This window comes from Methylocaldum sp. GT1TLB (assembly GCF_051027445.1).
Taxonomy (GTDB): Bacteria; Pseudomonadota; Gammaproteobacteria; order Methylococcales; family Methylococcaceae; genus Methylocaldum.
Genome location: NZ_CP194898.1, coordinates 804,604 through 829,372, shown reverse-complemented (window position 1 = coordinate 829,372; position 24,769 = coordinate 804,604). Strand labels below are relative to the sequence as shown.

At 52.7% G+C, this 24,769-nt stretch carries 25 protein-coding genes; 15 read left to right on the top strand and 10 right to left on the bottom strand.

Features of this window, described 5'->3' with window-relative positions; translation table 11 throughout:
- Positions 1 to 43 precede the first annotated feature (43 nt).
- From ACR2R1_RS03600 to ACR2R1_RS03570, 7 genes are all read left to right on the top strand, one after another.
- Entirely contained in the window at positions 44 to 1,411 is a 1,368-nt protein-coding gene (locus ACR2R1_RS03600; protein WP_434112690.1) for a glycosyltransferase family 4 protein, read from the top strand.
- A 20-nt stretch (positions 1,412 to 1,431) separates the two neighbouring features.
- The gene (locus tag ACR2R1_RS03595) at positions 1,432 to 2,310 is read left to right on the top strand and encodes a dTDP-4-dehydrorhamnose reductase family protein (protein ID WP_156880856.1); all 879 of its coding nucleotides are present in this window, start codon (positions 1,432 to 1,434) and stop codon (positions 2,308 to 2,310) included.
- Positions 2,311 to 2,327: 17 nt separating this feature from the next.
- Complete coding sequence (locus tag ACR2R1_RS03590) at positions 2,328 to 3,389, top strand: polysaccharide biosynthesis protein (protein ID WP_156880855.1); 1,062 nt, start codon at positions 2,328 to 2,330, stop codon at positions 3,387 to 3,389.
- Positions 3,386 to 4,468, top strand: coding sequence for a non-hydrolyzing UDP-N-acetylglucosamine 2-epimerase (wecB, locus tag ACR2R1_RS03585; RefSeq protein WP_156880854.1), 1,083 nt, complete (start codon positions 3,386 to 3,388; stop codon positions 4,466 to 4,468). The genes ACR2R1_RS03590 and wecB overlap by 4 nt, the downstream gene beginning before the upstream one ends.
- Positions 4,465 to 5,430 carry a glycosyltransferase gene (locus ACR2R1_RS03580; RefSeq protein ID WP_434112688.1) on the top strand — a complete coding sequence of 322 codons (966 nt, stop codon included), beginning with the start codon at positions 4,465 to 4,467 and terminating at the stop codon, positions 5,428 to 5,430. Before wecB ends, ACR2R1_RS03580 begins: the two co-directional genes overlap by 4 nt.
- Before the next feature lie 99 nt (positions 5,431 to 5,529).
- Complete coding sequence (locus ACR2R1_RS03575; RefSeq protein WP_434112686.1) at positions 5,530 to 6,873, top strand: glycosyltransferase; 1,344 nt, start codon at positions 5,530 to 5,532, stop codon at positions 6,871 to 6,873.
- Between the two features lie 134 nt (positions 6,874 to 7,007).
- Positions 7,008 to 7,970, top strand: a complete 963-nt coding sequence (locus ACR2R1_RS03570; protein WP_434112684.1) for a glycosyltransferase family 2 protein — start codon at positions 7,008 to 7,010, stop codon at positions 7,968 to 7,970.
- 114 nt (positions 7,971 to 8,084) lie between these two features.
- Here ACR2R1_RS03570 and ACR2R1_RS03565 read toward each other — a convergent pair whose 3' ends face one another.
- The 5 genes from ACR2R1_RS03565 to ACR2R1_RS03545 all read right to left on the bottom strand — a co-directional run bounded on the left by ACR2R1_RS03565 (position 8,085) and on the right by ACR2R1_RS03545 (position 12,034).
- A complete protein-coding gene (locus tag ACR2R1_RS03565) occupies positions 8,085 to 9,875 on the bottom strand; it encodes a glycosyltransferase (protein ID WP_434112682.1) in 1,791 nt (596 codons plus the stop codon).
- Between the two features lie 479 nt (positions 9,876 to 10,354).
- Positions 10,355 to 10,576: a type II toxin-antitoxin system BrnA family antitoxin gene (brnA, locus tag ACR2R1_RS03560; RefSeq protein ID WP_077732287.1), complete on the bottom strand. Its 222-nt coding sequence runs from the start codon at positions 10,574 to 10,576 to the stop codon at positions 10,355 to 10,357.
- The gene (locus ACR2R1_RS03555; RefSeq protein ID WP_086134743.1) at positions 10,557 to 10,826 is read right to left on the bottom strand and encodes a BrnT family toxin; all 270 of its coding nucleotides are present in this window, start codon (positions 10,824 to 10,826) and stop codon (positions 10,557 to 10,559) included. The genes brnA and ACR2R1_RS03555 overlap by 20 nt, the downstream gene beginning before the upstream one ends.
- A gap of 611 nt (positions 10,827 to 11,437) precedes the next feature.
- Positions 11,438 to 11,704 (bottom strand): PIN domain-containing protein, encoded by a 267-nt coding sequence (locus tag ACR2R1_RS03550; RefSeq protein ID WP_434112680.1) that lies wholly within the window; start codon positions 11,702 to 11,704, stop codon positions 11,438 to 11,440.
- A gap of 180 nt (positions 11,705 to 11,884) precedes the next feature.
- Entirely contained in the window at positions 11,885 to 12,034 is a 150-nt protein-coding gene (locus ACR2R1_RS03545; protein WP_434112678.1) for a hypothetical protein, read from the bottom strand.
- Positions 12,035 to 12,439: 405 nt separating this feature from the next.
- Here ACR2R1_RS03545 and ACR2R1_RS03540 point away from each other — a divergent pair, with 405 nt between their 5' ends.
- Both ACR2R1_RS03540 and ACR2R1_RS03535 read left to right on the top strand, forming a co-directional pair.
- A complete protein-coding gene (locus tag ACR2R1_RS03540) occupies positions 12,440 to 12,670 on the top strand; it encodes a DUF433 domain-containing protein (RefSeq protein WP_077732290.1) in 231 nt (76 codons plus the stop codon).
- Complete coding sequence (locus ACR2R1_RS03535; RefSeq protein ID WP_077732291.1) at positions 12,667 to 13,038, top strand: DUF5615 family PIN-like protein; 372 nt, start codon at positions 12,667 to 12,669, stop codon at positions 13,036 to 13,038. The genes ACR2R1_RS03540 and ACR2R1_RS03535 overlap by 4 nt, the downstream gene beginning before the upstream one ends.
- Before the next feature lie 46 nt (positions 13,039 to 13,084).
- On the opposite strand, the gene mpl is transcribed toward ACR2R1_RS03535, so the two are convergent.
- Together mpl and ACR2R1_RS03525 are read right to left on the bottom strand one after the other, a co-directional pair.
- A complete protein-coding gene (gene mpl, locus ACR2R1_RS03530; RefSeq protein ID WP_347259266.1) occupies positions 13,085 to 14,455 on the bottom strand; it encodes a UDP-N-acetylmuramate:L-alanyl-gamma-D-glutamyl-meso-diaminopimelate ligase in 1,371 nt (456 codons plus the stop codon).
- Between the two features lie 26 nt (positions 14,456 to 14,481).
- On the bottom strand, positions 14,482 to 14,994 hold the full coding sequence (locus ACR2R1_RS03525; protein WP_077732293.1) for an ankyrin repeat domain-containing protein: 513 nt from the start codon (positions 14,992 to 14,994) through the stop codon (positions 14,482 to 14,484).
- Positions 14,995 to 15,504: 510 nt separating this feature from the next.
- On the opposite strand from ACR2R1_RS03525, the gene apaG reads away from it, so the two are divergent.
- From apaG to ACR2R1_RS03510, 3 genes are all read left to right on the top strand, one after another.
- Complete coding sequence (gene apaG, locus ACR2R1_RS03520) at positions 15,505 to 15,882, top strand: Co2+/Mg2+ efflux protein ApaG (protein WP_077732294.1); 378 nt, start codon at positions 15,505 to 15,507, stop codon at positions 15,880 to 15,882.
- A gap of 3 nt (positions 15,883 to 15,885) precedes the next feature.
- On the top strand, positions 15,886 to 16,713 hold the full coding sequence (locus tag ACR2R1_RS03515) for a symmetrical bis(5'-nucleosyl)-tetraphosphatase (RefSeq protein WP_347258420.1): 828 nt from the start codon (positions 15,886 to 15,888) through the stop codon (positions 16,711 to 16,713).
- A 210-nt stretch (positions 16,714 to 16,923) separates the two neighbouring features.
- Positions 16,924 to 17,931, top strand: coding sequence for an AI-2E family transporter (locus ACR2R1_RS03510; protein WP_347258419.1), 1,008 nt, complete (start codon positions 16,924 to 16,926; stop codon positions 17,929 to 17,931).
- 147 nt (positions 17,932 to 18,078) lie between these two features.
- Here the strand turns inward: ACR2R1_RS03510 and ACR2R1_RS03505 are convergent, their stop codons facing one another.
- From ACR2R1_RS03505 to htpX, 3 genes are all read right to left on the bottom strand, one after another.
- Positions 18,079 to 18,918: an HDOD domain-containing protein gene (locus ACR2R1_RS03505; protein WP_077732298.1), complete on the bottom strand. Its 840-nt coding sequence runs from the start codon at positions 18,916 to 18,918 to the stop codon at positions 18,079 to 18,081.
- A 28-nt stretch (positions 18,919 to 18,946) separates the two neighbouring features.
- Positions 18,947 to 19,918, bottom strand: a complete 972-nt coding sequence (locus ACR2R1_RS03500; protein ID WP_434112674.1) for a YgfZ/GcvT domain-containing protein — start codon at positions 19,916 to 19,918, stop codon at positions 18,947 to 18,949.
- Between the two features lie 77 nt (positions 19,919 to 19,995).
- Positions 19,996 to 20,889 carry a protease HtpX gene (gene htpX / locus ACR2R1_RS03495; RefSeq protein WP_434114188.1) on the bottom strand — a complete coding sequence of 298 codons (894 nt, stop codon included), beginning with the start codon at positions 20,887 to 20,889 and terminating at the stop codon, positions 19,996 to 19,998.
- Positions 20,890 to 21,021: 132 nt separating this feature from the next.
- Between htpX and ACR2R1_RS03490 the strand changes: the two genes are divergently transcribed.
- From ACR2R1_RS03490 to radA, 3 genes are all read left to right on the top strand, one after another.
- Positions 21,022 to 22,140, top strand: a complete 1,119-nt coding sequence (locus ACR2R1_RS03490) for a PQQ-dependent sugar dehydrogenase (RefSeq protein WP_077732301.1) — start codon at positions 21,022 to 21,024, stop codon at positions 22,138 to 22,140.
- 125 nt (positions 22,141 to 22,265) lie between these two features.
- Positions 22,266 to 22,916, top strand: a complete 651-nt coding sequence (locus tag ACR2R1_RS03485; protein WP_434112672.1) for a class I SAM-dependent methyltransferase — start codon at positions 22,266 to 22,268, stop codon at positions 22,914 to 22,916.
- Entirely contained in the window at positions 22,907 to 24,286 is a 1,380-nt protein-coding gene (gene radA / locus ACR2R1_RS03480) for a DNA repair protein RadA (RefSeq protein ID WP_434112670.1), read from the top strand. Before ACR2R1_RS03485 ends, radA begins: the two co-directional genes overlap by 10 nt.
- Positions 24,287 to 24,769 lie beyond the last annotated feature (483 nt).

Sequence of the window (24,769 nt, the reverse complement as noted above, 5' to 3'; positions counted from 1 at the left end):
TAGTAACAATTCGGGAGATTACACATAGGTATTAGGAGCGCAAGTGATTCCAAGAATACTCTTTGTCGCCATGCAGAACAGTCCGCATGCTGCGAACTGGATAAACCTGATTGCAGATCAAGGCTGGGACTTACATTTGTTTGCTATTAACGATCACCCGGTTCTCCCTGAGATGAGGGGCGTAACAGTTCATCGACCCTGGTTGCGGCTACGGCCACGCATGGCGCTCAAGACCTTTCTAAAGGACCCTATCGGATTCCACCGGAATTGGCACGATATCGAGAGACAATTAAATCCTGATGCGCTTCCTGTCCGTCCGATCTTTCCTCTGCCGGTGGTTCCACCTGTTGATCGAGCGCTCAATTATGCTCGCCCGGTACGGTTGGGTGAATCCGATGCACATACATCTCGATTCTATGGTCCTTCGGTTTTGTTGCGACTCATCCGGGGGTTACAACCGCATCTGATACATTCAATGGAGTTTCAACACTGCGGCTACAATGTACTCCGCGCGAAGGAGCTCTATGGTCAAGAATTCCCACCATGGTTGGCGACTAACTGGGGCAGCGATATTTACTACTATCGCAACTTTCCTGATCACCGAAGCCAAATCACCAGGTTGCTCAAAAACATCGATTACTATTCGTGCGAGTGCAGGCGCGATGTCACGCTCGCGAAGGAACTTGGTTTGGCTGGAAAGGTTATGCCCGTGCTGCCGAACGCTGGTGGTTTCGACCTGGAATACATTAATCCACTCCGCCGGGTACACACCCCATCAGCCCGCCGCCTGATCATGGTGAAGGGCTATCAGCACTTTGCCGGACGCGCTTTGACCGCCCTCGATGCGATAGAACGCTGTTCGTTGTTATTGAAGGATTATTGTATCGTCGTATTTTCTGCGTCTCCCGTGATTTACGAACGTATTGAGGAACTGCGTGCCTACCTAGGCCTTGATATACATGTGTTACCTTACTCAAATCGCGATAAGATGCTGCGGATGTTCGCGCGTGCGCGCCTATATCTGGGAGTAAGTATTTCCGATGCCATCAGTATCTCGATGCTGGAGGCAATGGCTCTGGGGGCATTTCCCATCCAGACCAATACCTCCTGCTGCGAAGAATGGATCGACGACGGAAAGAGTGGCTTTGTAATTTCCCCGAACGACGTGAATCAGATCGCGGACCGCTTGCGCCAAGCATTGACAGACGATAATTTGGTGGACACAGCCGCAGAGATCAATTGGAGGACTGTTCAAGAACGGCTTGATATGCGTGTACTTAAAGAGAAAGCCGTTGCTTTTTATGATGAGATCTTTTTGGATATCAAGCGAAAACAAAATGGGAAACAACAAAATGAGTCTATTGCCTCGCGACACACTGTGGAACGGTTCCCTGATGCCACAACGCTATGAGTGAATTGGAGGCTTAGGCGATGTCCGAGAGCAAAAAAATACTGGTGCTAGGCGCAACCGGAATGTTGGGGCACAAACTTGTGCAAAAGCTTTCCGGCCGATTCGAAGTTACCGGAACAGTTCGGGGCGATGCAGTACAGTATCGTAATATACCGGCACTAACTGCCGCAAGATTGTTGCCGGGAGTTCTAGTGGAGGATCTAGATTCCCTTGCCCGTGCGATGGATGCAGCATGCCCAGATGTTGTAATCAACTGTATCGGATTAATTAAGCAATACAAGGAGGCAAAAAATCCGCTGCTTTCTATTCGCCTTAATGCAATGCTTCCACATTACCTTTCCGAGATTTGCGGTGATCGAGGAGTACGGCTAATACATTTCAGTACCGATTGCGTATTCTCCGGAAATAAGGGAGCGTATATGGAGGAAGATTTTCCAGATGCATCTGATATTTATGGTCGCACTAAGCTGTTAGGGGAAGTCGGTGGCAGTAATCAATTGACTATCCGCACCTCCATTATAGGACACGAGTTAAGTTCTGCCGTTAGTCTGATCGATTGGTTTCTAACACAAACTGATCCCGTTAAAGGGTATGCCTCTGCAATCTATTCTGGATTTCCAACGGTAGAAATGGCTAGAATTTTGATGGACTATATTATTCCAAATGAGTCACTAGAAGGTTTATATCATGTCTCCTCATCTCCAATCTCGAAATATGAGTTACTTACCCTTGTTGCTAAGCAATACAGAAAGATAATCGAAATCATCCCCGACGATGAAGTCAGGATTGATCGATCATTAGATTCGACGAAATTTTCTAGAATCACTGGCTATGTTGCGCCCGGTTGGGGAGAGTTGATTGCAAGAATGCATCATGATTATTTGGCAAGTTACCAGTGATAGTGGATGGCTAACAAATGAAAGTATTTGAAAACAAAACAGTCGTCATTACTGGGGGCACGGGTTCCCTTGGCAAAGTGCTAACGCGCCGCTTACTTCGGGGCACGAATGGACTACCCAAAAAAATTATTATTCTCTCCCGCGATGAAGCGAAACAGCATTTTATGCGCATGGAATACAAACATGCCTCGAAGGCTACGGATGAAGTTATCTATCACAACTTTGATCAATTGCTAGAGTTCCGAATTGGTGATGTTCGGGACTATGCCAAGACCAGTTCAACTTTAAAGGGGGCCGACATCGTAATTAATGCAGCAGCACTGAAACAGGTGCCATCCTGCGAATATTTTCCCTTTGAAGCTTCGTTAACTAACGTAGTAGGTGCGGAGAACATCGTCAGGGCCATCCACGAACATGAACTCCCCGTTGAGACAGTGGTGGGCGTATCAACGGACAAGGCCTGCAAGCCTGTAAACGTTATGGGTATGACCAAGGCACTGCAAGAGCGCATCTTTATTGCCGGAAACATACTCAATCGCCAAACTAGGCATATCTGCGTGCGCTACGGGAATGTAATGGCGTCGAGAGGCTCGGTCATCCCGCTTTTCCATGAGCAGATTCGTAAAGGTGGTCCAGTTACGTTGACGACTAAGGACATGACCCGCTTTCTTCTGCCACTGGAGAAAGCAGTAGACACAATATGTGCAGCTATTGAATCCGCAAAGCCTGGAGAAACTTACGTCCCTCGCGCACCAGCCGCCAGAATGATTGACATTGCAAGAGCGATGATCGGTGACAGGGATATCGGTTTGGTAACAACCGGCATCCGCCCAGGCGAGAAGATCCATGAAATCATGGTTTCGGACGAAGAGGCTGTACGGACGGTAGAGCGGGGCGAGTATTACGCTATAAAGCCAATGTTACCGGAGTTGCTAGAGGCCGATGAATTGCCAGCCTTATCCAATGAATACAGTTCAGCCGATAGCTTGTTGAGTCTTGATGAAACACGTGAACTCCTCGCGAGCCATCACTTACTCGTTAATGATGAAATTGAGGAAGAGGGTGAGATTCTAAGATGAAGGTAATGACTATCTTGGGAACTCGGCCTGAGATTATTAGACTTAGCCGCGTAATTCCAAAACTTGATGTTTTCGCCGATCATGTATTGGTCCACACTGGACAGAATTTTGATGATCGCTTGAGCGATATTTTTTTTTCTGAGCTGGCTGTCCGGACACCGAACTTCCACCTAGATACCCGAGCCAATTCTGCTATGGGGCAAATCGGTCGTATTATCGAGGGGGTTGACAAGCTTTTTGCCGAAGTGAAACCTGATCGGGTTCTTATACTCGGAGATACCAATAGCGCACTATGCTCAATTCCGGCCAAGCGGCGAGGCATCAAAGTTTTTCACATGGAAGCCGGAAACCGGTGCTACGACGATAGAGTGCCAGAAGAAGTGAATCGAAGAATCGTCGATCATAGTAGTGATGTACTTTTGCCCTATACGCAACGCAGTCGGGAGAACTTGCTGCGTGAAGGATGTGCTAATAACCGAGTCTATGTCACGGGAAATCCCATTTACGAGGTGATGGAATACTACCGCTCGAACTGGATTTCCTCGACAATTTTAAAACAGCTCGACATAAAGCCTAGAGAATACTTTCTTGTTACCTTACACAGAGCCGAAAACGTTGATGACCCAATTCGACTGGAGAAGTTCCTAACTGCTTTATCTAGACTTGCAAGTGAATATTCGCTTCCAGTGATTTGCAGTGTCCACCCAAGAACACGGTCACAACTAGAAAAACAAGGAAAGCAAATTGATCATCAAAAAATACTGGCTATTGATCCAGTTGGGTTTTTCGATTTCTTAAGATTAGAAAGTGAAGCCTGCTGTGTCCTGAGTGATAGTGGTACGGTGCAAGAAGAATGTTCCATTATGCGTGTACCAAACGTTACCCTTCGTGATGTAACTGAACGGCCTGAAACTTTAGAAGTAGGTAGTAATTATCTGACCGGCTGTGAAGTCGATTCCATACTGGCGGCAGTAAGAGCGGCAGTCAGTATGGAGCGTAGCTGGACTGCACCACTGGAATATCAATGCACGAACGTTAGCGATACTGTTGTTCGTATCATACTGAGTCATTGGATGTGAACGGTAAGATAACCGATCCACTAGTCTCTATAGTAATTCCCGTATATAACGGATCGCGGTACCTGGGCGAAGCCGTCGAGAGCGCGCTTAGTCAGACCTATCCAAACATAGAGGTATTAGTGATTGATGATGGATCCGACGATAACGGTGCAACTGAAAACATATCTAGGTCCTTTGGAAACAAAATACGTTATATCAAGAAAAACAATGGCGGAGTTGCATCTGCTCTTAATCTTGGATTAAGTATTATTAAGGGCGATTATTTTTCCTGGCTTAGCCACGATGACATTTACTATCCGAATAAAATTGAAACACAAATCAATTTTTTACGAAATAGCGGGCTAGGTGCGATATGCTATTCCGATTACGATATTGTCGATGAAAATTCTCGATTACTTGATATCAAACGACTAAAACGAATACATCCGAGACAGTTTCGCCGCTTTCTAGCGGAAACAAGTGATCTTCACGGTTGTACTCTCCTAATTCCTTCAGATTGCTTTCGAGTTGTTGGTAAATTCGATGAGAGGAGGAAAACGACTCAGGATTACGACATGTGGTTTCGACTCGCAAAAAATTTTCAATTCCTACACGTGCCCGAAGTGCTTATCCAATATCGCCGTCACAGTGCACAGGATACCCGTAAACTTCCCTCAATTGTACGCGAGGAATGTGACGCATTATATAGCGAGTTTGTTATCACCTTGACAGATAGTGAAGTAAAAGACAGCACGCACTCTTTCCAACAGTATTTTCTCGATCTTTCTGAGGTTTTATATAAACGCGGTTTCTTTTCGGCATCTTCGGTATCTCGACAAAGAGCTAAGGCTTACCTATGCGATGCCTCCCTGAGAGAATGTCTTCACTATAAACTGACGATCCTAATACAGACCTTTATCAGATTTCCTTTGTTTGAAATTAAGAAACGCGTTAAGAATATTATGGATTCGTTCATTAAATAAAATAATATCTATCTTTTATTTATGGCTGAAATTCGTTGTTGATGTAGATTTTGAACTTCCGATAAAAGCCTATCCCATCATATCCGCACTGTGAGCTATGTGAGTCACTCCGTTCACGATCAACCTTGTCGTGGAGACAGTCCAGCTGTTCTCCATATAACTCATAATCTTGGCGGTGGAGTTGAGAAATACATAAAGGAGCTCAACGAGCTAATTTCTGATAACGCAACAGTTCTGGTGTTAACTCCGACGGCGGCAAAGAACCTTCATCATGTTTCCGTTCGGACCGAATCCGGCAGACATCAGTTTTATCTTCATCGACAACGCAATTGGCAGAAGTTGCTGGAGATCCTATACCGCTGTGAAATTTCACGAATACACTATCACCACCTTTTGGGTTTGGATGAACGAGTGTGGTTGCTCGGAAAATACCTGAATATTCCGTATGATGTCACATTGCATGACTACTTTTTCGTTTGTCCTCAGATTCACTTGAGTAAACGTTTCCGCCGATATTGTGGTGAGCTTGGCGAAGAACAATGTGTCTCCTGTTTAGAATCGGGAAGTCCAGTCGGAAAGGTCGACATCCACAGTTGGCGGAAACGGTCTGCCGAATTCTTACTGCAAGCAGAGCGAATTTTTGCACCTTCAAAGGATACTGTTGAGCGCTTTCTGCGATATTTTCCGAATATAAACCCCATAATCACGGAACATCCCGACGTCCTGTGTATTGATAAGAATCGACCCGTTGTTCCACGAATGCTTGGATCGAATGAAAATTTACGTATCGTATGTATAGGCTTGACTTCGCGCTTAAAGGGCCTTGAATTAGTGAATGCTTGTGGGGTATTGGCGAGGCATCACGGTATGCCGTTGGAATTCCATGTCCTTGGTAAGCCATATGGTCGGATTGTTCGAGAACCCCAATCTGCCTTGAGGGTTCATGGTTTTTACAATGATTCTGAATTGAAAGACTTTCTTGAAAATATACAACCACATATTGCGTGGTTTCCGTCTCTGTGTCCAGAAACATATAGCTACGCGCTTAGTGGAGCATTAAGCGCTGGATTGCCAGTCGTTTGTTCAGATTTAGGTTCATTTCCAGAGAGGATTTCGGACCGTGAGTGGAGTTGGATTGTACCTTGGGAAAGTAGTCCACAAGACATGATCGAATTTTTTATACAGTTAAGAAAAGTTAATTTTCTCACAGGATTGCCTCCGGCTTTATACCAAATAGATGAAGGCATAAGAACCTATTCTAGGTTTAGATATGATGAACATTATCTACTTCCGCGAAAACGGAAAAAGTCACAATCTTCCGACTCGTTCTTTAGATTAAATGATTCTGATTATAAGTATACAAGGCCCAGCCTCGCCTATCGGATCAGCCGGCTTATTCTGTTTCTTCGTTTCCTTTTGGTGTCTATAGCTCACCGCTTTTAATATATAAACAACGGAAACTGATTTTTTCTGCGTGTTACACAAGGACACCGTTCAGGCCTTTTTGCCACGCTCATCGGATCGATACAAGTGTTTGAAGGCGATAGATAATTTTGAGGTGAGATTGGGGGTAGCAGGTGAAATCATACCCTAGAGTTTCTGTAATAATTGTAAATTACAATTCCGGACAATTACTGCAGAAAGTATTGATGGGCTTGGATGCTCAGTACTTTAAAGACTTTTCTATTATAGTCGTTGACAATAATAGTACCGACGATTCACTTACGGTTATTGATGCAACTCCTAGCTTAAACATTACTGTTATTAAGGCTGGAGAAAATCTCGGCTTTGCTCGTGCTAACAATCTTGCTGCCGAAAAAGCCAATACGGACTTTTTGCTCTTTTTGAATCCGGATGCTGTTCCGGCACCAGATTGCCTACAAGAAATCGTCGCCTACGCCGATTGCCATAGCGAATATGATTTGTTCGGTGCTTGTTTATTATGTGCAAATAACCCTGATTATTTAGATGGCATTGGTGATATTTATCATATCTCTGGGTTAACATGGAGGAATGGCCATTGTACGAAGGTAACAAATAACCTACTCGTTGAGAAAGAAATATTTTCTCCGTGTGCTGCTGCGGTTTTGGTGACAAACAGAGCATTTTCTGAGTTGGGCGGTTTTGATGAAGATCTTTTTTGTTACATTGAAGACGTTGATTTTGGATTTAGAGCTCGATTAGCGGGATATAGAAGCGTGTTTGTTCCTAATGCCCAAGTACTTCATGTTGGCTCTGCAATAACAGGAAAGAAGAGCGACTTTAGCATCTATCATGGCCACAGGAACATGGTTTGGGTATATACTAAAAATATGCCTGGTATTTTATTTTGGCTATGTTTGCCTTTACATATAGGGTTAAATATCTTTTCTATATTATGGTTTTCGGTGCGCGGCCGATGGAAAGTAATCGTAAAAGCAAAGTTCGACGCGATAAAGGGTATTCCGAGATTCTGGAAAAAGCGCAAATATGTTCAGTCGAATCGGAAGGTTAAAACGAGAGAAATTTTGCGCTGGATGAACAAGGATCTATATCGGTGATATGGCTATTATGATAATTATTGGATTCCTCGTGGCAGGTTTTGAATGGAATAACAATGTGGTTATTAGCAGTTTTTGTGTTCGGATTTTGGCGATGTGGGTAGCTAGATCATATTAGAGAAACTTTCGGGGAGTAAATTTGATATCCGTAAGGGCATCTGAATTATCAAAGCACATATCCAAATTTATCCGATTCGCAGCTTCTGGCGTCACTTTTTGGTAACCCGGTATATTCGATAACCAAACTAGGGCAAATCTCATAACTGGAAGAGGTATATGGATTATTTTACATTTGGTTCCGAGATGCCTGGATATCCGATTGACCATATCGCAATAAGTAAGAACTTCTCCACCACTTAAGTTGTAGGATTTGCTGAATGTTTTTTCGTTATCGATTGCATCGAGGCAGGCTATAGCTAAATCCTCTGCGTGAACAGGCTGGCGTAATCCATCTCCGGTTCCGACCAAGGGAAAAAACCGGAATCGCTTGATAAAACGGGCAATCGTTGTGATGTTCTTGTCTCTTCCCAGACTGTAGACCATCGTGGGCCGAAAGATCGTCCAATCGATATTCCGTTTTGCGCAGTAAGCATGAAGGTCCTCCTCGGCTTTTTTTAGCTTGCTTACCATTTCGCGCTCTTGTTCGTACCCCGAGTTCTCTTTCGTAAAGAGGCTGGTCGAACTGAAGGCGATGATGCGTTTTATTTGGCCGTCGTTGGCAATACCGTCTAGTAAGGGCGGTAACGTCCATAATGGGGCTAAATGGATCAATATTTCGGCCCCGTAGGTGTCAGCTAATCCGCCATTACTGATGTCCTGCCGATGCCAGATGATGTGCCGATGAGTTGCCGGAATCGGCGGTTTGCGGCTTATGGCATGAATCTCGAAACCGGCTCGAAGCAAAGCGGGTAACAAAAAATCGCCGATTAAGCTGGTGGCTCCGGTGACGATTGCCCGCCGGTTAGGGAGAGGATGTTCGACCGTTTCGACCGGTTCAGGATGCATGTTCGAGGAGTCGGCAATATCGTCTTTCTTTTTCGGACCGATCATGACTGCCAACGATCTTACGAAGTACCGAATACCGATACCCGCCATAACAAGCCACATGAGACCGGTCGGATATTGATGGCGAAAGAACTTTCTGTAAAAGCGAACCATGCCTCTGTGCTTGTAGTATTCCACAAGGGCCGGCCGCGAGGCGCTGCAAACGCCGCCGACGTGCAGGATTTCGATGTCGGGTACGAAAAGAATCTGGAATCCCGCCTGCCGGAATCGCATGCACCAGTCCAAGTCCTCGCAATGCATGAAATAGCCTTCGTCCAAAGGACCGACCTTTTCCAGGGCGCTGCGTCGCACCAGCATGAACGCGCCGGAAATGGCTTCGATGCCGACCGGTTCGGTCGGCAGGGGAACATCTGTCTGGATAAAGCTATTCAGTTTTGGATGGTACTTCGAGAGCCTGTATAGACTCGTGAGCCGGACAAACGTCCGCCACGGTGTCGGAACCGCGCGCCGGCACCCTGCCTGTTCGCTTCCGTCGGGGTTGCGGATTAAACACCCCGCCATCCCAATCTGCGGACGTTTTTCCATGACAGCCAGCATTCTGGAGAGCGTGTCTGGCCGGATCAGACAATCCGGATTCAGGAATAGGAGATAGTCGCCTTGTGCGACAGGGAGGGCGATATTGTTCGCTTTGGCGAAGCCGAGGTTTTCCTGATTTTCGATGATTTTCAACCGATCCTCGGCCGGAAAGTCACGGCGCAGAATATCCATGCTGTTGTCGGTGGACCGGTTGTCGACGACGATTGCTTCGACCGGTACGGTGGATGCGAGCACCGAGCGCACGCAGTCGGAAAGAAAATGGCCAGCGTTAAAGTTGACGATAATGACGGAAATCGGCTTCATTGCGTCCAGTTTTGGGATACCCCTGTCATATAAAAATCACGAATGATTGCACTTCGACCCTGACAACCATTATGTGTCCTTCGAACACAGTTGTCGGCAAAGGATTGCCGACGTACAAGCCATACGGGGTATGCACGGCGTACCTTATACCTTATGCTTTGAGCACCGTCACGATGCTGGACTTCAGCAATTTACGAAAGCCTTTGTCGAAAGTCACGAGGTGCAAATGATGGCTTTGCGTCGCGCGGGCAATTGCTCGACCTCCGGCCATTCGTCGCCCAACGACGGAAGTGCGTAGGTTGGGGTGACAAAGGAATCCCAGTACCAAATTGACCAGGCAGGGCAGTCTTTCGGTGGCTCAAAGCAAATTTGGCTATTCTTCGACGGCTTGGAGCCTATCCCGGTAGGTCCCAAAAACCCTTCGACTCGGCTCAGGACAGGCCCTTCGACAGGCTCAGGGCGAACGGCCTGGTAGGCTCTTAGTGGTGTTGCAACTTATCCGCTAGCCAGAGCTTGATTAGGGATTGACGAGTCACACCTAGCCGATGCGCTTCTCGATCGAGCGAACGCACCATCCAGACGGGAAAATCCACATTGACGCGCTTCTGCTCCAGGCCGGGGCGGCGCGCCTTTTCAAGGTCGAGCATGGCCGTCACGTCCTCGCCTGCATCAAATTTCTCGTCAAAATCCGAAGCTTTCATAGATTTCTATCTCTTCTTTCCGGGAGCGCCTGACGGAAATCAGACGGATGTTCTCGTTTCGATAGGTGACGACCGCTGACCAATGCTTGCCGCCGATCATGCCTATGACCAAATAGCGCGGTTCGTCCACTGTCTTCGCTGGAATCTCGATAAGATCGGGATCGTCCCACAAAGTTTGCGCCTCATCGAAATCAATTCCGTGTTTGTGCTTGTTAGCAGAGCTTTTGTCCTGGTCATATTCGAAAGCCATATTGGGGATATAGCAGAAAAAGAATAATTATAGAACCTTTTTTATACTTTTAATGACGGTAACCAGGACCTCCAGTTCGGGGCAGCGAGCCTGGTGCCATACTCTACACGGCTGCTCTTGATCCTTAAGGAAGCTCTGATTAAGTCCTTCGAGTCGGCTCAGGACAGACTTGTCGAACGCTCTCCTGAGCCTGTCGAAGGGGCATGAACGGAATCCACTTGTTCAGAGCTCCTTAAGGTCATTTGCCTTCAGATACGGTCGTCGGCAAAGAATTACCGATCTACGAGCCATGTACCGCGAACCATGCGGGTGCGGTTCATGCCGCACAATCCCCGTCCGGTGTTTTTCGCGCTGCTTGCCGCGTACCAATTCGCCGGGAGCCGAATGTGGTAAACGACGTTTGCCCTGCGCCCAAAGCCTGAGATGGCTTTGGTCGATTGGAACGTGCGAGGCACAGCCCAAAGGATGAGCGTCAGGAAAGAGGCTAGTAATCGGTCGTCCTGCTGATTTGTCGTATCTGAGCCCATCCTACAAACCCACCGGGCGGCCAAGAATCGCGGACCCACAAGCCATGCAGGGAACGTATTGAACGCATTTGTGTACTTGATACCTCACGCCTTGAGCACCGTCACCATGCTGGACTTCAGCAATTTACGAAAGCCTTTAAAGCCTTTGTCGAAAGTCACCAGGTGCAAATGATGGCTTTGCGCTGCATCGGCAATCCAGGCATCCAGGACCGCATTGCCGGTCAGATTGTATCGCGCGCGCAATTGCTCGACCTCTGGCCATTCGTCGCCCAACGAAGGTAGGACCACCCCTGGCGAATCCAGCACGGCACGCAGGAAAGCCAAAGCCGCATCAAGGGGCGTAGGCTCCACAAAAACCTAAAAACCTTGGGATGCGTGGCTAGGCGCAGGAATCCCGAAGCCACCACCGGCAAAATGGCCAACGATTGCCCTTCGACGCTTTTTGCTAGGGCATCTCCAGCCAAGCCAGGGCCGACTGATGGTGCGGATGATCCTGCCGAGAGGTGGCCAAAAGGACATTGACATCGGGCGTCACTGGGCCGAATCCGCTTCATCTGCCGCCTCGAGTAGGGTGCGCTGGGTCAATGTGTCGCGTATCGTCGGCCGCAATCCACCCCGTCCGGCGTAGACCGTCAATACCTGGCGCATCTTGCCAGAACGTTGCGAAGTGCGCAGTCGCATCGAAAGACCTTCCTCGATCAAACGAGTCAAACTGACATGTTCATTGGCCTCACTCAGCAAGCGGTCGTCGATATCTATTAATCAGGCCCGTAAATACCCTCCTGGTATTTCGGGCCGCCGCCCAGGCCGGTACACGCCCGGCCTGGGCTCACGCGGCTTGTCGCCGCGCCGGGGCATCCCTGCCCCGGATTAACCCGGCCTATATTTATAGGCCGGGTTAATAACGTGGTTCTCATGGAGTAAATTCCAATACTGATTTCTGCATATTTAATCCTGGACCAGCATTCTACGCCATGACCTTAAGCCGGGGAACGTGCGCAACGCATAGGTTCATGTTCGAAAATAGTTCTTGAAATTTGGTCTCAATAGCCTAGTCTCGCAATAAATTAAGATGAGGAGGTGAACATGGAATCACTAAACCGCATTACTCAGCAACCCGGCGTCATGGGCGGCAAGGCGTGCATCCGTGGCATGCGGGTAACGGTCGGTATGATCGTCGGCCAAATCGGAGCAGGGCACAGCATCGAAGAGGTCCTCGCGGATTATCCCTACCTCGAACGCGAGGATATCCTACAGGCGCTACGCTACGCCGCGTGGCGTGCGGAAGAACGGGAAATTACGCTGGCGAGCGCATGAAGTTATTGGTCGACATGAATCTGTCACCGCGCTGGGTCAGCCTGTTGGCTGACGCGGGCTTCGAGGCGGCGCACTGGTCTACACTGGGCGCAGCCAATGCCCCGGACGCGGAAATCATGGCCTTCGCCAAGGCTAACGGCTACGTGGTGCTCACGCACGACCTGGACTTCAGCGCGATTCTTGCGGCAACCCACGGCGAGAAACCCAGCGTCGTGCAAATTCGTGCCGAGGATGTCAGCCCGGGCGCAATCGGCAAGCCGGTTAGCGATGCCCTGTTGCAAATGACGGCCGAGCTGGAAGAAGGTGCGTTGCTCACCATTGATCCGAATCGCACCCGGTTGCGGCTCCTACCCTTACACTTCCGATAGGCCAAGCCGTTTTGGCACTGAGCGGCAAATGCGCGCGGTGCGTACATTACATAGCCGCGCGCAAAGCGTCCTCGACCTTTTTGTGAATCCCGCCGAAGCTGCCGTTGCTCATGAAAACCAGATGGTCGCCGGGGCGGGCGTCTTTCGCCAGTCGCTCCACGATTGAATCCAGCGAGCGGCATACGCTAATGTGTTCGGCTCCCTGAATTGCCTGCTCGGCGTCCCAACCGAGGTCTTCGGGTTGGAAAATGATGGATTGATCGGCAGCCTTCAAGGAATCGGCAAGCGTATCGGCGTGAACGCCCATGCGCATGGTGTTGGACCTGGGTTCCAACACGGCGATGATGCGGGCGCTGTCGACACGCGCGCGCAAGCCTTCGAGCGTCGTGGCGATGGCGGTGGGATGGTGGGCGAAATCGTCGTAAAGGGTGATTCCGTCGATGCGGGCGCGTACTTCCAGTCGGCGTCTGACATTCTTGAACATGCTCAACGCGGCCGCGCCCTCTTCGGGGCTTACGCCGGCATGGTGAGCTGCGGCGATGGCGGAAAGCGCGTTCATCACGTTGTGGCGGCCGGTCAGGCTCCATTCCACGACGCCGCTGGGCCGTCCCTGGTGGTAAAGCTGGAATTGGCTGCCGTCGGGTGCCAACAGAGCAGCACGCCAAACGGCGTTCTCGGGATTTTCTTCCAAAGTCGTTTTCTCGACCGGCGTCCAGCAACCCATTTGCAGGACTTCGGCCAGGGTTTTGTCCGTCTCCGGAGCGATGATGAGCCCGTTTCCCGGAATGCTGCGTATCAAGTGGTGAAACTGCCGCTGGATTGCGGCGAGGTCGGGAAAAATGTCGGCGTGGTCGAATTCCAGGTTATTGAGAATTGTCGTGCGCGGTCGGTAATGGACGAACTTGGAACGTTTGTCGAAAAAAGCGGTGTCGTACTCGTCGGCTTCGACGATGAAAAACCGGCCGTCGCCCAGACGCGCGGACAAGCCGAAATTGAGCGGGACGCCTCCGATCAGAAAGCCGGGCTTGAGTCCCGCGCTTTCGAGTATCCAGGCGAGCATGCTCGATGTGGTCGTTTTGCCGTGCGTTCCGGCCACGGCCAGCACCCAGGAGTTCTTCAGCACATAGCAATAAAGCCACTGCGGACCCGACGTGTAGGCGAGTCCCCGATTAAGCACCGCTTCTATTTCCGGATTGCCGCGGGAGATGGCATTGCCTACCACGACCAGGTCGGGCGCCGGGTCCAGATTCTCCGGGCTGTATCCTTTCATGAGCGCGATTCCTTGCTCCTCGAGCTGGGTGCTCATGGGGGGATAAACGTTTTGGTCGGAGCCGGTGACGTGATGGCCCATTTGTTTGGCCATGATCGCCAAACCGCCCATAAATGTCCCGCAGATGCCCAAAATATGAATGTGCACGATCCTGTCCTCTTAGGTTCGGTCCGTTATTTCTTGACGTTGTCCGGGTTTTTGTTCGCGGACGTTCCGTCATCCGTTTTGCCTTCCGAGACGGGTTTAACCATCGCGGCTTGTTCCAATATCGCTGCGATCCGCATATGCCCGCTTTTCTTGGCTCGATCGATAAGCGTGAGTCCTGAATTTTCTTTTGCGGAAACGTCCGCTCCGCCGGCGATCAGCGCCCTGACGGCATCCTCGTAGCCTTGCGCGGCAGCCTCCATGAGCGCGGTCACCCCGCGCTGGTCCGCTGCATCGGGATCGGCGCCGAAACTCAAAAGCTTTCTGATCACCCGGACATTGCCCGAAAATGCCGCCGCCATCAGCGGCGTGCGGCCGGCGCCGTTTTTGCCGTTGACGTCCGCGCCCTGGGCGAGCAGCGAATCCAGCCGTTCCAGCTGCCCGGATGCGGCCGCGGCGAACAGTGCCTGATTCGGATCTTCCGCTTGCAGAACGGTTGTCGACGCGAGCAGGGCAAGAACGAGCATGGCTTTTTTTAACATAGCGAAAACCGGTTTGGTCTGAAAGACATTCTTTGAAATTGCCGGATAGTCCGGAACGCGCCGCCTGGTGAGGGGCCTGCTACCAATGCCGTTAAGTTAAGCCCCACCTCGTCATTCCGGCATGGATTGCTCGCCCCTTCCCTGGGGCTCGTCCTTCGGACCGTGCTCCGCACGTCCAAATTTGCTCCAGGCAAATTTGTGCCGGACAAATCGGCAGGATTGCCGATTTGCACGCGAAGCGCCCGTAGGGTGCCGCACAGGGACTGTGCGGCATGAATCTAGAAGCCAAGGATGGCATCGGCTCGGATCACATCCCTGTACTCTGGATGCCGGCATTCCAATCGCAAACGGTCGCTTTAGTCGCGACCTTTCCCTGCCGGCATGACGGCTTAACTTAACGGCATTGGGCCTGGTACCCGGGGCATCGGCGGTTGCGAAAGGTGCTTGAAGAACTCTCTTCCGTTTAAACTATCGGCAAAAAAACAATCGTCTGTAACCATAGTCCAAGCCATGAACAACAAGTATCGTATCGATATCGACGCCGTAACCGATTATTTGGAAGCCGAATCCTCCCCGGAGACGAACCGCTATGTGTTCGCCTATACCATCACCATCCGGAACGCCGGCGACGTGCCCGCAAAATTGGTATCCCGCCACTGGATCATCACCGACGCGCACGGAAAGATACAGGAAGTCCGCGGGGAAGGGGTAGTGGGCGAACAGCCTCATCTTTCTCCGGGCGAATCCTTTCGCTATACCAGCGCCGCCATGATCGAAACGCCGGTGGGCACGATGCGAGGCGAATATCAAATGATTGCCGATGACGGTGAGCATTTCGATGCCGAAATACCGTCGTTCACCCTGGCCATTCCGCGAACCTTGCACTGATCGATGGCGATATACGCAATTGGCGACGTACAGGGTTGCTTCGCCGAGCTTCAACGTCTTCTGGACCAGATCCGTTTCGATCCGGCTGAGGACCGGCTCTGGTTCACGGGCGATTTGGTCAACCGCGGCCCGCAATCTCTGGAGACTCTACGGTTTATCCGATCCTTGGGGGACAGGGCCGTTACCGTGCTCGGCAATCACGACCTGCATCTTCTCGCCGTGGCACACGGCGTGTCGAGGACAAAGCGCAAGGACACGTTTTCCGATGTCCTCACCGCTCCCGATCGCGACATCCTCGTCGATTGGTTGCGCCGCCGTCCGTTATTGTTTCGAGACGGAGCATTTTACTTGATTCACGCCGGTTTGCCGCCCCAGTGGAGTGCGGAGGATGCGGAACGTTATGCCAAGGAGGTGGAAAGCTGTTTGCAGGGCGATGATTTCGTTGAGCTGTTTCGGCATATGTACGGCGATCAACCCGATCTTTGGACAGAGACCTTGCAGGGATGGGACAGGCTGCGTTTCATCACCAACTGTTTTACGCGCGTTCGGTACTGCGACCGCTACGGGCGTACCGATTTCAAGGAGAAAGGCGGTCCCGGGACGCAACCGTCTCATCTGATGCCTTGGTTCAAGGTGCCGGGACGGAAAAGCGCCGGGGCCGAAATCGTTTTCGGCCATTGGTCGACCTTAGGGTTTTATGCCGACGATGATGTTTACGGGATCGATACCGGCTGCCTGTGGGGAGGGGAGTTGACGGCGCTTCGACTCGACGGGGAAAAGAAACGCTTCTGCGTATCGTGCCGCGAAGGCGGCTATCAGAAGCCTTCGTAGGGCGCATTAGCGCTAGCGTAATGCGCCGATTGGAACGGCGGAATACGCGAGTACGCTATTCCGCCCTACATGAGCTTCTGAGTATCGCAATGTTTTTGGGCATATGGCTTCAGCCAAACAGGCAGGTTTGACGGAAAAGGAACCGCCTCTATCACGTCGGGGAGACTAACCATCGACAGAGTTCTGCGCTTTATCACGCTAGGCGTCTTTTTGACCGTACTGGTGTTCTTGATCTTCCAGGTCATGAGCGCTTTCCTGCAGCCGATCGGCTGGGCCGTGATCTTGGTTTATGCGACATGGCCTCTCCACGTTCGCCTAACGCGCTTGTTGGAAGGACGGAGCAGCCTCAGCGCGCTTACCATGACTTTGCTTTTGGCCGCCTTGCTGATCATTCCGTTTATCGGCCTGACCATTATTCTTCAGGCCGAAATGGTCGAGTTTTTCCAGCGACTCCCCGCCTGGCTGGACCAGAAACCGGAGTTGCCCGAATGGTTAAGCAAGATTCCCATTCTCGGCGCCGAGCTACAGTTCATATTCGATCAATTCGAGGACTTGCAGGGCTTGATGCGCCGGTATGTATTGCCTTGGCTGACCGGACTTTCCGGTAGAGTCGTGGGCATGTTGGAAGGCGTCGGCTACCTGGGCGCGAAGCTTTTCTTCACCGTATTCTTGATGTTTTTCGTTTACCGCGACGGGCACCGGTTGATTTATGAGGTGCGTCAAGGGTTGTTGCTGGCTCTGGGCGAACGCGCCGACGAGTACCTTTCCACCACCGAAGTGACCGTCAAGGCGGTCGTTTACGGCATTGTACTGACCGCTATAGCCCAAGGCGTCATGGCCGGAATAGGGTACTGGATTGTCGGCATCAGGGCGCCGGTCCTTCTCGCCGCATTCACCACGTTTTTCGCGCTGATCCCTTTCGGGACGGTAGCGGTCTGGGTTTCCGCAAGCCTTTGGCTGATGCTGAACGGAGACTATTGGGCCGGAGCCGTGTTGTTCCTCTGGGGAACCTTGGTCGTGAGTTGGATTGACAACCTGGTCCGCCCCCTGGTCATCAGCCGCACCACCCGCATTCCGTTCGTGGTCGTGATGTTCGGAGTCTTGGGCGGGTTGGCCAGCTTCGGGTTCATAGGTTTATTCGTGGGACCGGTGATTCTGGCCGTGGGCATGGCGGTATGGCATGAATGGCTGGAGTCCGCGCCGCGTTATCAGCCTTGAGTCGAATCGCCTAGCTATGGCGGACTCGCCGGCAAAAGATTGCCGGCCTACGAACTTGTGTCGCCATGTAGGTCGGGAATCCCTTCCCGACGCAAAATCGGTCGACAAACGGGTTTGTCGGCAAAGGATTGCCGACCTACTTTGCGCTTACGCAAACAGTTGCTGTGCTTCTTCGACTTCGGCGGCGACGCCTTCGATTTCCAGGACTTCGATTTCGGGATCGAGTCCGAGCTTGGTGAAGGCCGGGACGCCCGAAAGGTCGACATCGGGCGCTGCCTTCGTGCCCATCACGCTTTCCAGATAAGCGACCTGCACCAGATCCACATAATCCGGCGCGGGGTTGCCGCCTCTCTCGAAATCCCTATATTCCCAGGCCGCACGACTCAAACTGTCCGGGAGCCCCCAAGTTTCCATGATGATTTTGCCGATCTGGGTGTGCAAATTCTCGAGGTGGTTTTCCAGCACCGCATCATCTTCCAATAGTTCGGAAAACTTTTCCGCCAACGCGAGGATCGGCAGTTTACCGATCTGATGAACAAGCCCGGCAAGCATGGCTTGGTCGGGATCCAGCGGACGGGCGCGCAGCGCCAAAGCGCGGCTCACGGCGGCGACATTGAGACTGTGTTGCCAAATGTCGTGAAAACGGCTTTCCAACAACAGGGAAGTGGGTTTGAAAACTTGCTTCATCGCCAAATTCATCACCAAACTGCGTATGGTGTTATGTCCCATTCGGGTGATGGCGGCTTGAAGATTGTCGATTTTCTGTCTGGCCCTGTAGAGCGGACTGTTGGCGATTTGCAGGAGCCGCGCGGAAAGCGCCGGATCGGACGAAATCGTTTTTGCTATCTCGGCATCCGACGCGTTGTCCTTGTTGATCGCTTGGCGAACCTTGAGGGCGACTTCAGGAATCGTGGGCAATTGCAATTTATCGTTCTCGATCGCGGCTTTGATGTAATCGAGAAAGACCTGCTCGTTTCTTAGGTCCATATTTGACTGAACTCTATCCGCATTATTGTTATGGAACGTCGAAAGTATAGGGCAAAGTCAGAAACTCGGCGGCCGGACCGTCGGGTCGAAAGAGCCGGAGATCGGCATCTGGAGAGCGGTCGAGAGGCAGAACCGCCAGCAATTGAAAACTCCGCTCCGCTTCAGGCGCCGCAGCGACGACTTGCCCGACCCGCTGCCCATCGGCTTCGCCGGACTGATAGAGCGGATCGCCGGGCTTGGGCTCGTGCTCGCTGATCGTTCGAAGACGAAACATCCGTCGTTTCAGGTGCCCGAGAAAGTGCGTCCGTGCCACGACCTCCTGCCCGGTATAGCAACCCTTGCGATAGCTGACGCCGCCTAGAATATCGAGATTGAGCATCTGCGGGAGGAATTCCTCGCTGGTCACCTGCGTTTCGCTCGGAAGACCGTCTTCGATTTCCTTCAAGCGCCACGCACCGGAACTGACCAGGCTGTAATCCGATGACGACAGGAGACCTTCCCAGAGTCGCTTGGCGGTCTCGTTCGGTGCGGCAATCAGAATGCGCGCGGAGCTTTGGTCGACGCGGACCGCCAGCACGTCGCCGCCCTGGCCATCGAGAAGCCCGGAGCCGCGCCGGAAAAGCCCGATGAATCCCCAGTGCGGCGTCAGATTTTCTATGGAAACTTTCGAGCGCAGCACATACATGCGAAGGCGCTTGTGTATCGCCTCCACCAAATCGGCCGGCACAAAGAGGTAATAACCTTCGACGCGGCGAAGGACACGGAAGCTCGCTATGACGCGGCCCTTGGGATTACAAAAAGCTCCGAGTCCGGATTCGTCGAACCCAAGGCTGGCGATATCGCAAGTCGATTGGCCTTGCAGAAAAGTCTCCGCATCGACGCCGGAAACCCGCAACAAGCCTAAATCGGCCAAACCGCAAAACGCCGATCCTTCGCCCTTTGCCCGAAAATCGGCGGTAGCCTCGCTTTCGCTCAGTAGGTCCGACCATTCGATGCTCATGGATGTAGTCCCGTGGTCAATCGATAAAAAAGCCCGCCCGGATGGGGTTCTCGGGCGGGCGGCAAGGGCGCTTTACGTTAGCGCAGATTCTGCAGAGCGGCGATACGCTCCTCCAGCGGAGGATGGCTCATGAAGAGTTTCTTGAAGCCGTAGCCTAAACCGCCGTTGATTCCAAACGCAGCGAACTCGCCGGGCAAATCTCTATGGTCATGGGCTCGCTGCAAGGCCCTCAGGGCTCCGATCATCCGGTTCTGACCGGCCAGGCGCGCGCCGCCGGCATCGGCGCGAAACTCGCGCCAGCGGGAGAACCACATGACAACCATCGTCGCCAGGATGGAGAGGAATATTTGCGCCACAATTTGCGTCAAATAATAGGCCGGTCCATACCCGCCACGGTCATCTTCCGAGCGGAACACCACCCGGTCGATGAGATGGCCTGCGATGGAGGCGAAGAAGTAGACGAACGTATTCACTACGCCCTGAATAAGGCCCAGGGTGACCATATCGCCGTTGGCCACGTGGCTGATCTCGTGTCCCAAAACGGCTTCCACTTCATCGGCATTCATGTGGTGCATAAGACCGGTGCTGACGGCGACGAGAGCATCGTTCTTGTTCATGCCGGTCGCGAACGCATTGGGCTCCGGGGAATCGAAAATCCCTACCTCGGGCATGCCGATGCCGGCCTGCTGCGCGTGGCGCCGGACAGTGTCGACCAGCCAGCGCTCGGTTTGATTGGTCGGTTGCTCGATCACGTAGACGCCCATGGATTGTTTGGCCATCCATTTGGACATCATCAGCGAAATGAAGGAGCCGCTCATGCCGATGATGGCGGACATCAGGAGCAAGCTGTCGAGGTTCAGATGAACGCCGCGCTGGCTGAGAAAGTTGCCGAGCCCCAAGATATGGAAAACGATGCTGATCAGAAGCAGTACCGCGGCGTTAGTGAGCAGAAAGAGAAATATGCGCATGATTGTCGGTCACCTATGGAAATCGTGGGTGTTACCATATTTGGAGGCGAAGCATTAAAAATCAAGTCGTTCGCCGTAAACACAATTTTGCCCTCCAAGCCTTTCATGAATCTTTCAGCTCATTGAGGGAGACGTATGGACGTAAGAGAACATTCTTGGCTGAAGCTCGCGGCGTGTGCGCTCGGTTTGACGGTCTGCGCCGAAGTCCGGGCCGAAGCGCTGTTGAGCGAGATCAAGCTCCCTCCCGGTTTTCGAATCGCGCTCTACACCGATCAGACGCCCAACGCCAGGTCTTTGGCTTTGGGGAACGACGGTACCGTATATGTAGGCAGCATGGAGGAGGGCAAGGTTTACGCAGTGCGCGATCGGGACGGCGATGGCAAAGCCGATCAGGTCCAGGTGCTGGCCGAGAACTTGAACATGCCGAACGGCATCGCTTATGTCGATGGCGACCTGTATGTTGCGGAGATTCCGCGCATTCTGAGGTTCAAGGACATCGGGCGGCAGGTATCGAACCCACCCAAGCCGGAGATCGTCTTCGACCGCTATCCCGAGGATGTGCACCACGGCTGGAAATATCTGCGAGTGGGACCGGACGGGAAGCTTTATGCCCCCGTGGGCGCTCCCTGCAATGTCTGCCTTTCCGAAAAAGACATTTACGCGACGCTGACGCGATTGGACAAGGACGGCTCGAACTTCGAAATTTATGCTCGCGGCATCCGCAATACCGTCGGTTTCGACTGGCATCCGGAAACGAAAGAACTGTGGTTGAACGAGAACGGACGCGACTGGATGGGCGACGACGTGCCGCCCGATGAGCTGAATCATGCGCCGAAACCGGGGCTGCATTTCGGATTTCCGCATTGCCATGGCAAGGACATCGTCGATCCGTCTTTCGGCAAAGGGAAATCCTGCGCCGAATTCGAGTCGCCCGCGTGGACGTATCCGGCCCACGTCGCACCGCTCGGCATGCGCTTTTACACCGGCAAGCAATTTCCGGCCGAATATCGGGGCCAGCTTTTCGTCGCCCAGCACGGTTCATGGAATCGAAGTGCGCCCGTCGGCTATCGGGTCGTGATGGTCGAATTCCGCGGGGGAAAACCCGTCAACGACAAGATTTTCGCGGAAGGCTGGTTGCGGCCCAACGGCGAAGTCCTCGGCCGACCGGTGGATGTCTTGGAAATGCCCGATGGAGCGCTATTGGTATCGGACGATAAGGCCGGGGCGATTTACCGCATTGTTTATCGACCGTGAACCGATGCTTAATTTGTAACTCTTAATGATCGATCATGAATGAAGTGACTGCTGAAAAACTTTTTTCCGGCCCGATCGGGGAAGAATACGAAATGCTAAAGCGGATTTGTCCCGCGGCGGCCGACATGAGCCGGCGAGTCGGCGAGTTCGTGGCCGGCTGGACGCCCAAGGTTTCGACGGAATCGTTAAATTTGCTTGAACTCGGCTGCGGCACCGGCGTGACGACTATGAATCTCATCCGCGCACGATCCGATGCGATGATTACTGCGGTCGACAACGAATCCACCATGTTGAGCCAAGCGCGTCGGAATCTGGCCGGCGTTTTGGAGCATGGACGCCTGCGACTGGTCGAAAACGATGCTCTGTCCTATCTACAGGGAGTGCCGTCGGCAAGCATAGACGTCGCCGCCTCGGCCTATACGCTGCACAACTTTCTGAATAGCTATCGTGTCCGAGTGCTCGAAGAAATCTTTCGCGTTCTAAAGCCGGGAGGGGTATTCGTCAACGGCGATCGCTATGCCCTGGACGATTCCCTGACCCATCTGCAGTCGACTCAGGAAGAGGTAAGGCAATACTTCCGTACGTTTACCGAGCTTAACCGCATCGACCTTTTGGAACAGTGGATCGTTCACCTTTTCAGCGACGAATCTCCCGATCACGTCATGCCTCTCGATAAGGGTTTGGGCGCCATGCGCGAGATCGGCTTCGATGCGGTGACGGTGCATTTTCGGCAGGATGTGAACGCTTTGGTCAGCGGGGGTAAACCGTGGCCGTAAGCCGTACCAAAGACCGGAAGATCGTGTTTCGCTGTACCGAGTGCGGGCACGCTCAAACCAAGTGGTCCGGACAGTGTCCGGCCTGCAATTCCTGGAATTCGATGGTGGAAGGCGTGGAGGATCGGGTGGCGCCGTCCGCCTCGCGCTTCTCGGGCTATGCAGGGGCCTCCGAACGCGCGTCTCCCGTCTCGCTCGCGGAGGTCGAAGCGGAAGAAATTTTCAGAACGCCGACCGGCATCGAAGAATTCGACAGAGTCTTGGGCGGCGGACTGGTCACAGGTTCCGCCATCCTGATCGGCGGCGATCCCGGTATCGGCAAATCGACCCTCTTGCTGCAAACCCTCGCTACCTTGAGCGAACGCCAGCGGGTGCTCTATGTGACCGGCGAAGAATCCATAAGGCAGGTAAGCCTTCGCGCCAAGCGGCTGCAACTGTCTTGCGCCGGCGTGCAGATCATTGCCGAAACCTCGCTGGAGCGGATCTTGGCCGTTGCATCGGAGGCCCGGCCGGACGTTCTGGTCATCGATTCGATCCAAACCACGTTCAGCGAAATTCTGCAATCGGCGGCGGGCTCCGTGGCTCAGGTGAGGGAGTGTGCTGCACAATTGGTTCGATATGCCAAGCAGACGCCGACGACCGTATTCCTCGTCGGTCATGTCACCAAGGAAGGCGCCCTGGCGGGCCCCCGCGTGCTGGAGCACATGGTGGATACCGTGCTTTATTTCGAGGGCGATTCGAGCAGCCGGTTCCGGGTTATTCGGGCGTTCAAGAACCGCTTCGGGGCGGTCAACGAGCTTGGCGTATTCGCCATGACCGAGACCGGGCTCAGAGAGGTGCGCAATCCGTCGGCGCTATTCTTGTCGCGCGGCGAGGAAGACGCTCCCGGCAGCGTCGTGATGGTGATGCGCGAAGGCAGCCGGCCTCTTCTGGTGGAAGTTCAAGCCTTGGTCGATGAGTCCCATTCGCCGTCACCCCGCCGGGTCGCCGTGGGCATGGAACAAAATCGGCTGGCCATGCTGTTGGCGGTGCTCCATAGGCACGGTGGAATCCCTTTGTTCAACCAGGATGTTTTCGTCAATATGGTGGGCGGGCTGCGCCTTACCGAAACCGCGGGCGATCTGGCGGTGGCCTTGGCGGTCGTGTCCAGCTACCGGGACCGTCCCATTCCGAAGGACTGGGTGGTATTCGGGGAATTGGGACTCAATGGCGAGGTCAGGCCGGTTCAAAACGGCGAGGAAAGGCTCAAGGAGGCCGCAAAACACGGGTTCACCCATGCCTTGGCGCCCGCCAAGAATGTCGCGAAAGGGGGCATCAAGAATTTGGAGATCGTGCCGGTAAGAAGTCTGCGCGATGCCCTGGCCGCATTGTGATCGAGAACGATGCGGCTCGTGCCGGACCATCCCTGTCCGCACACTGGGGGGCTGTTCCGCCGTGCAGATCGGCACAAATCCTCCAGGAGAGAATTGGGACGCGACGCGCCCGGTAGGGTGGAAAACAGGGATACTTTTCATCAATCCTGCCGATTTGTCGTTCCTCACTTCGTCCTACCGGCTGACCTCACCAAGATACTATTAACCCGGCCTATAAATATAGGCCGGGTTAATCCGGGGCAGGGATGCCCCGGCGCGGCGACAAGCCGCGTGAGCCCAGGCCGGGCGTGTACCGGCCTGGGCGGCGGCCCGAAATACCAGGAGGGTATTTACGGGCCTGATTAATAACGAACGCTCCTAGAGCCGAGGAGTTCCTTTGCTTTCTCAGGAGAACCGGCTTAAAGCAGATCATGGGTGGAATTCATTAGTTCCCGAAATCTGCGATTCAGCACGTAGCCTGGATGGAGTGAAACGGAATCCAGG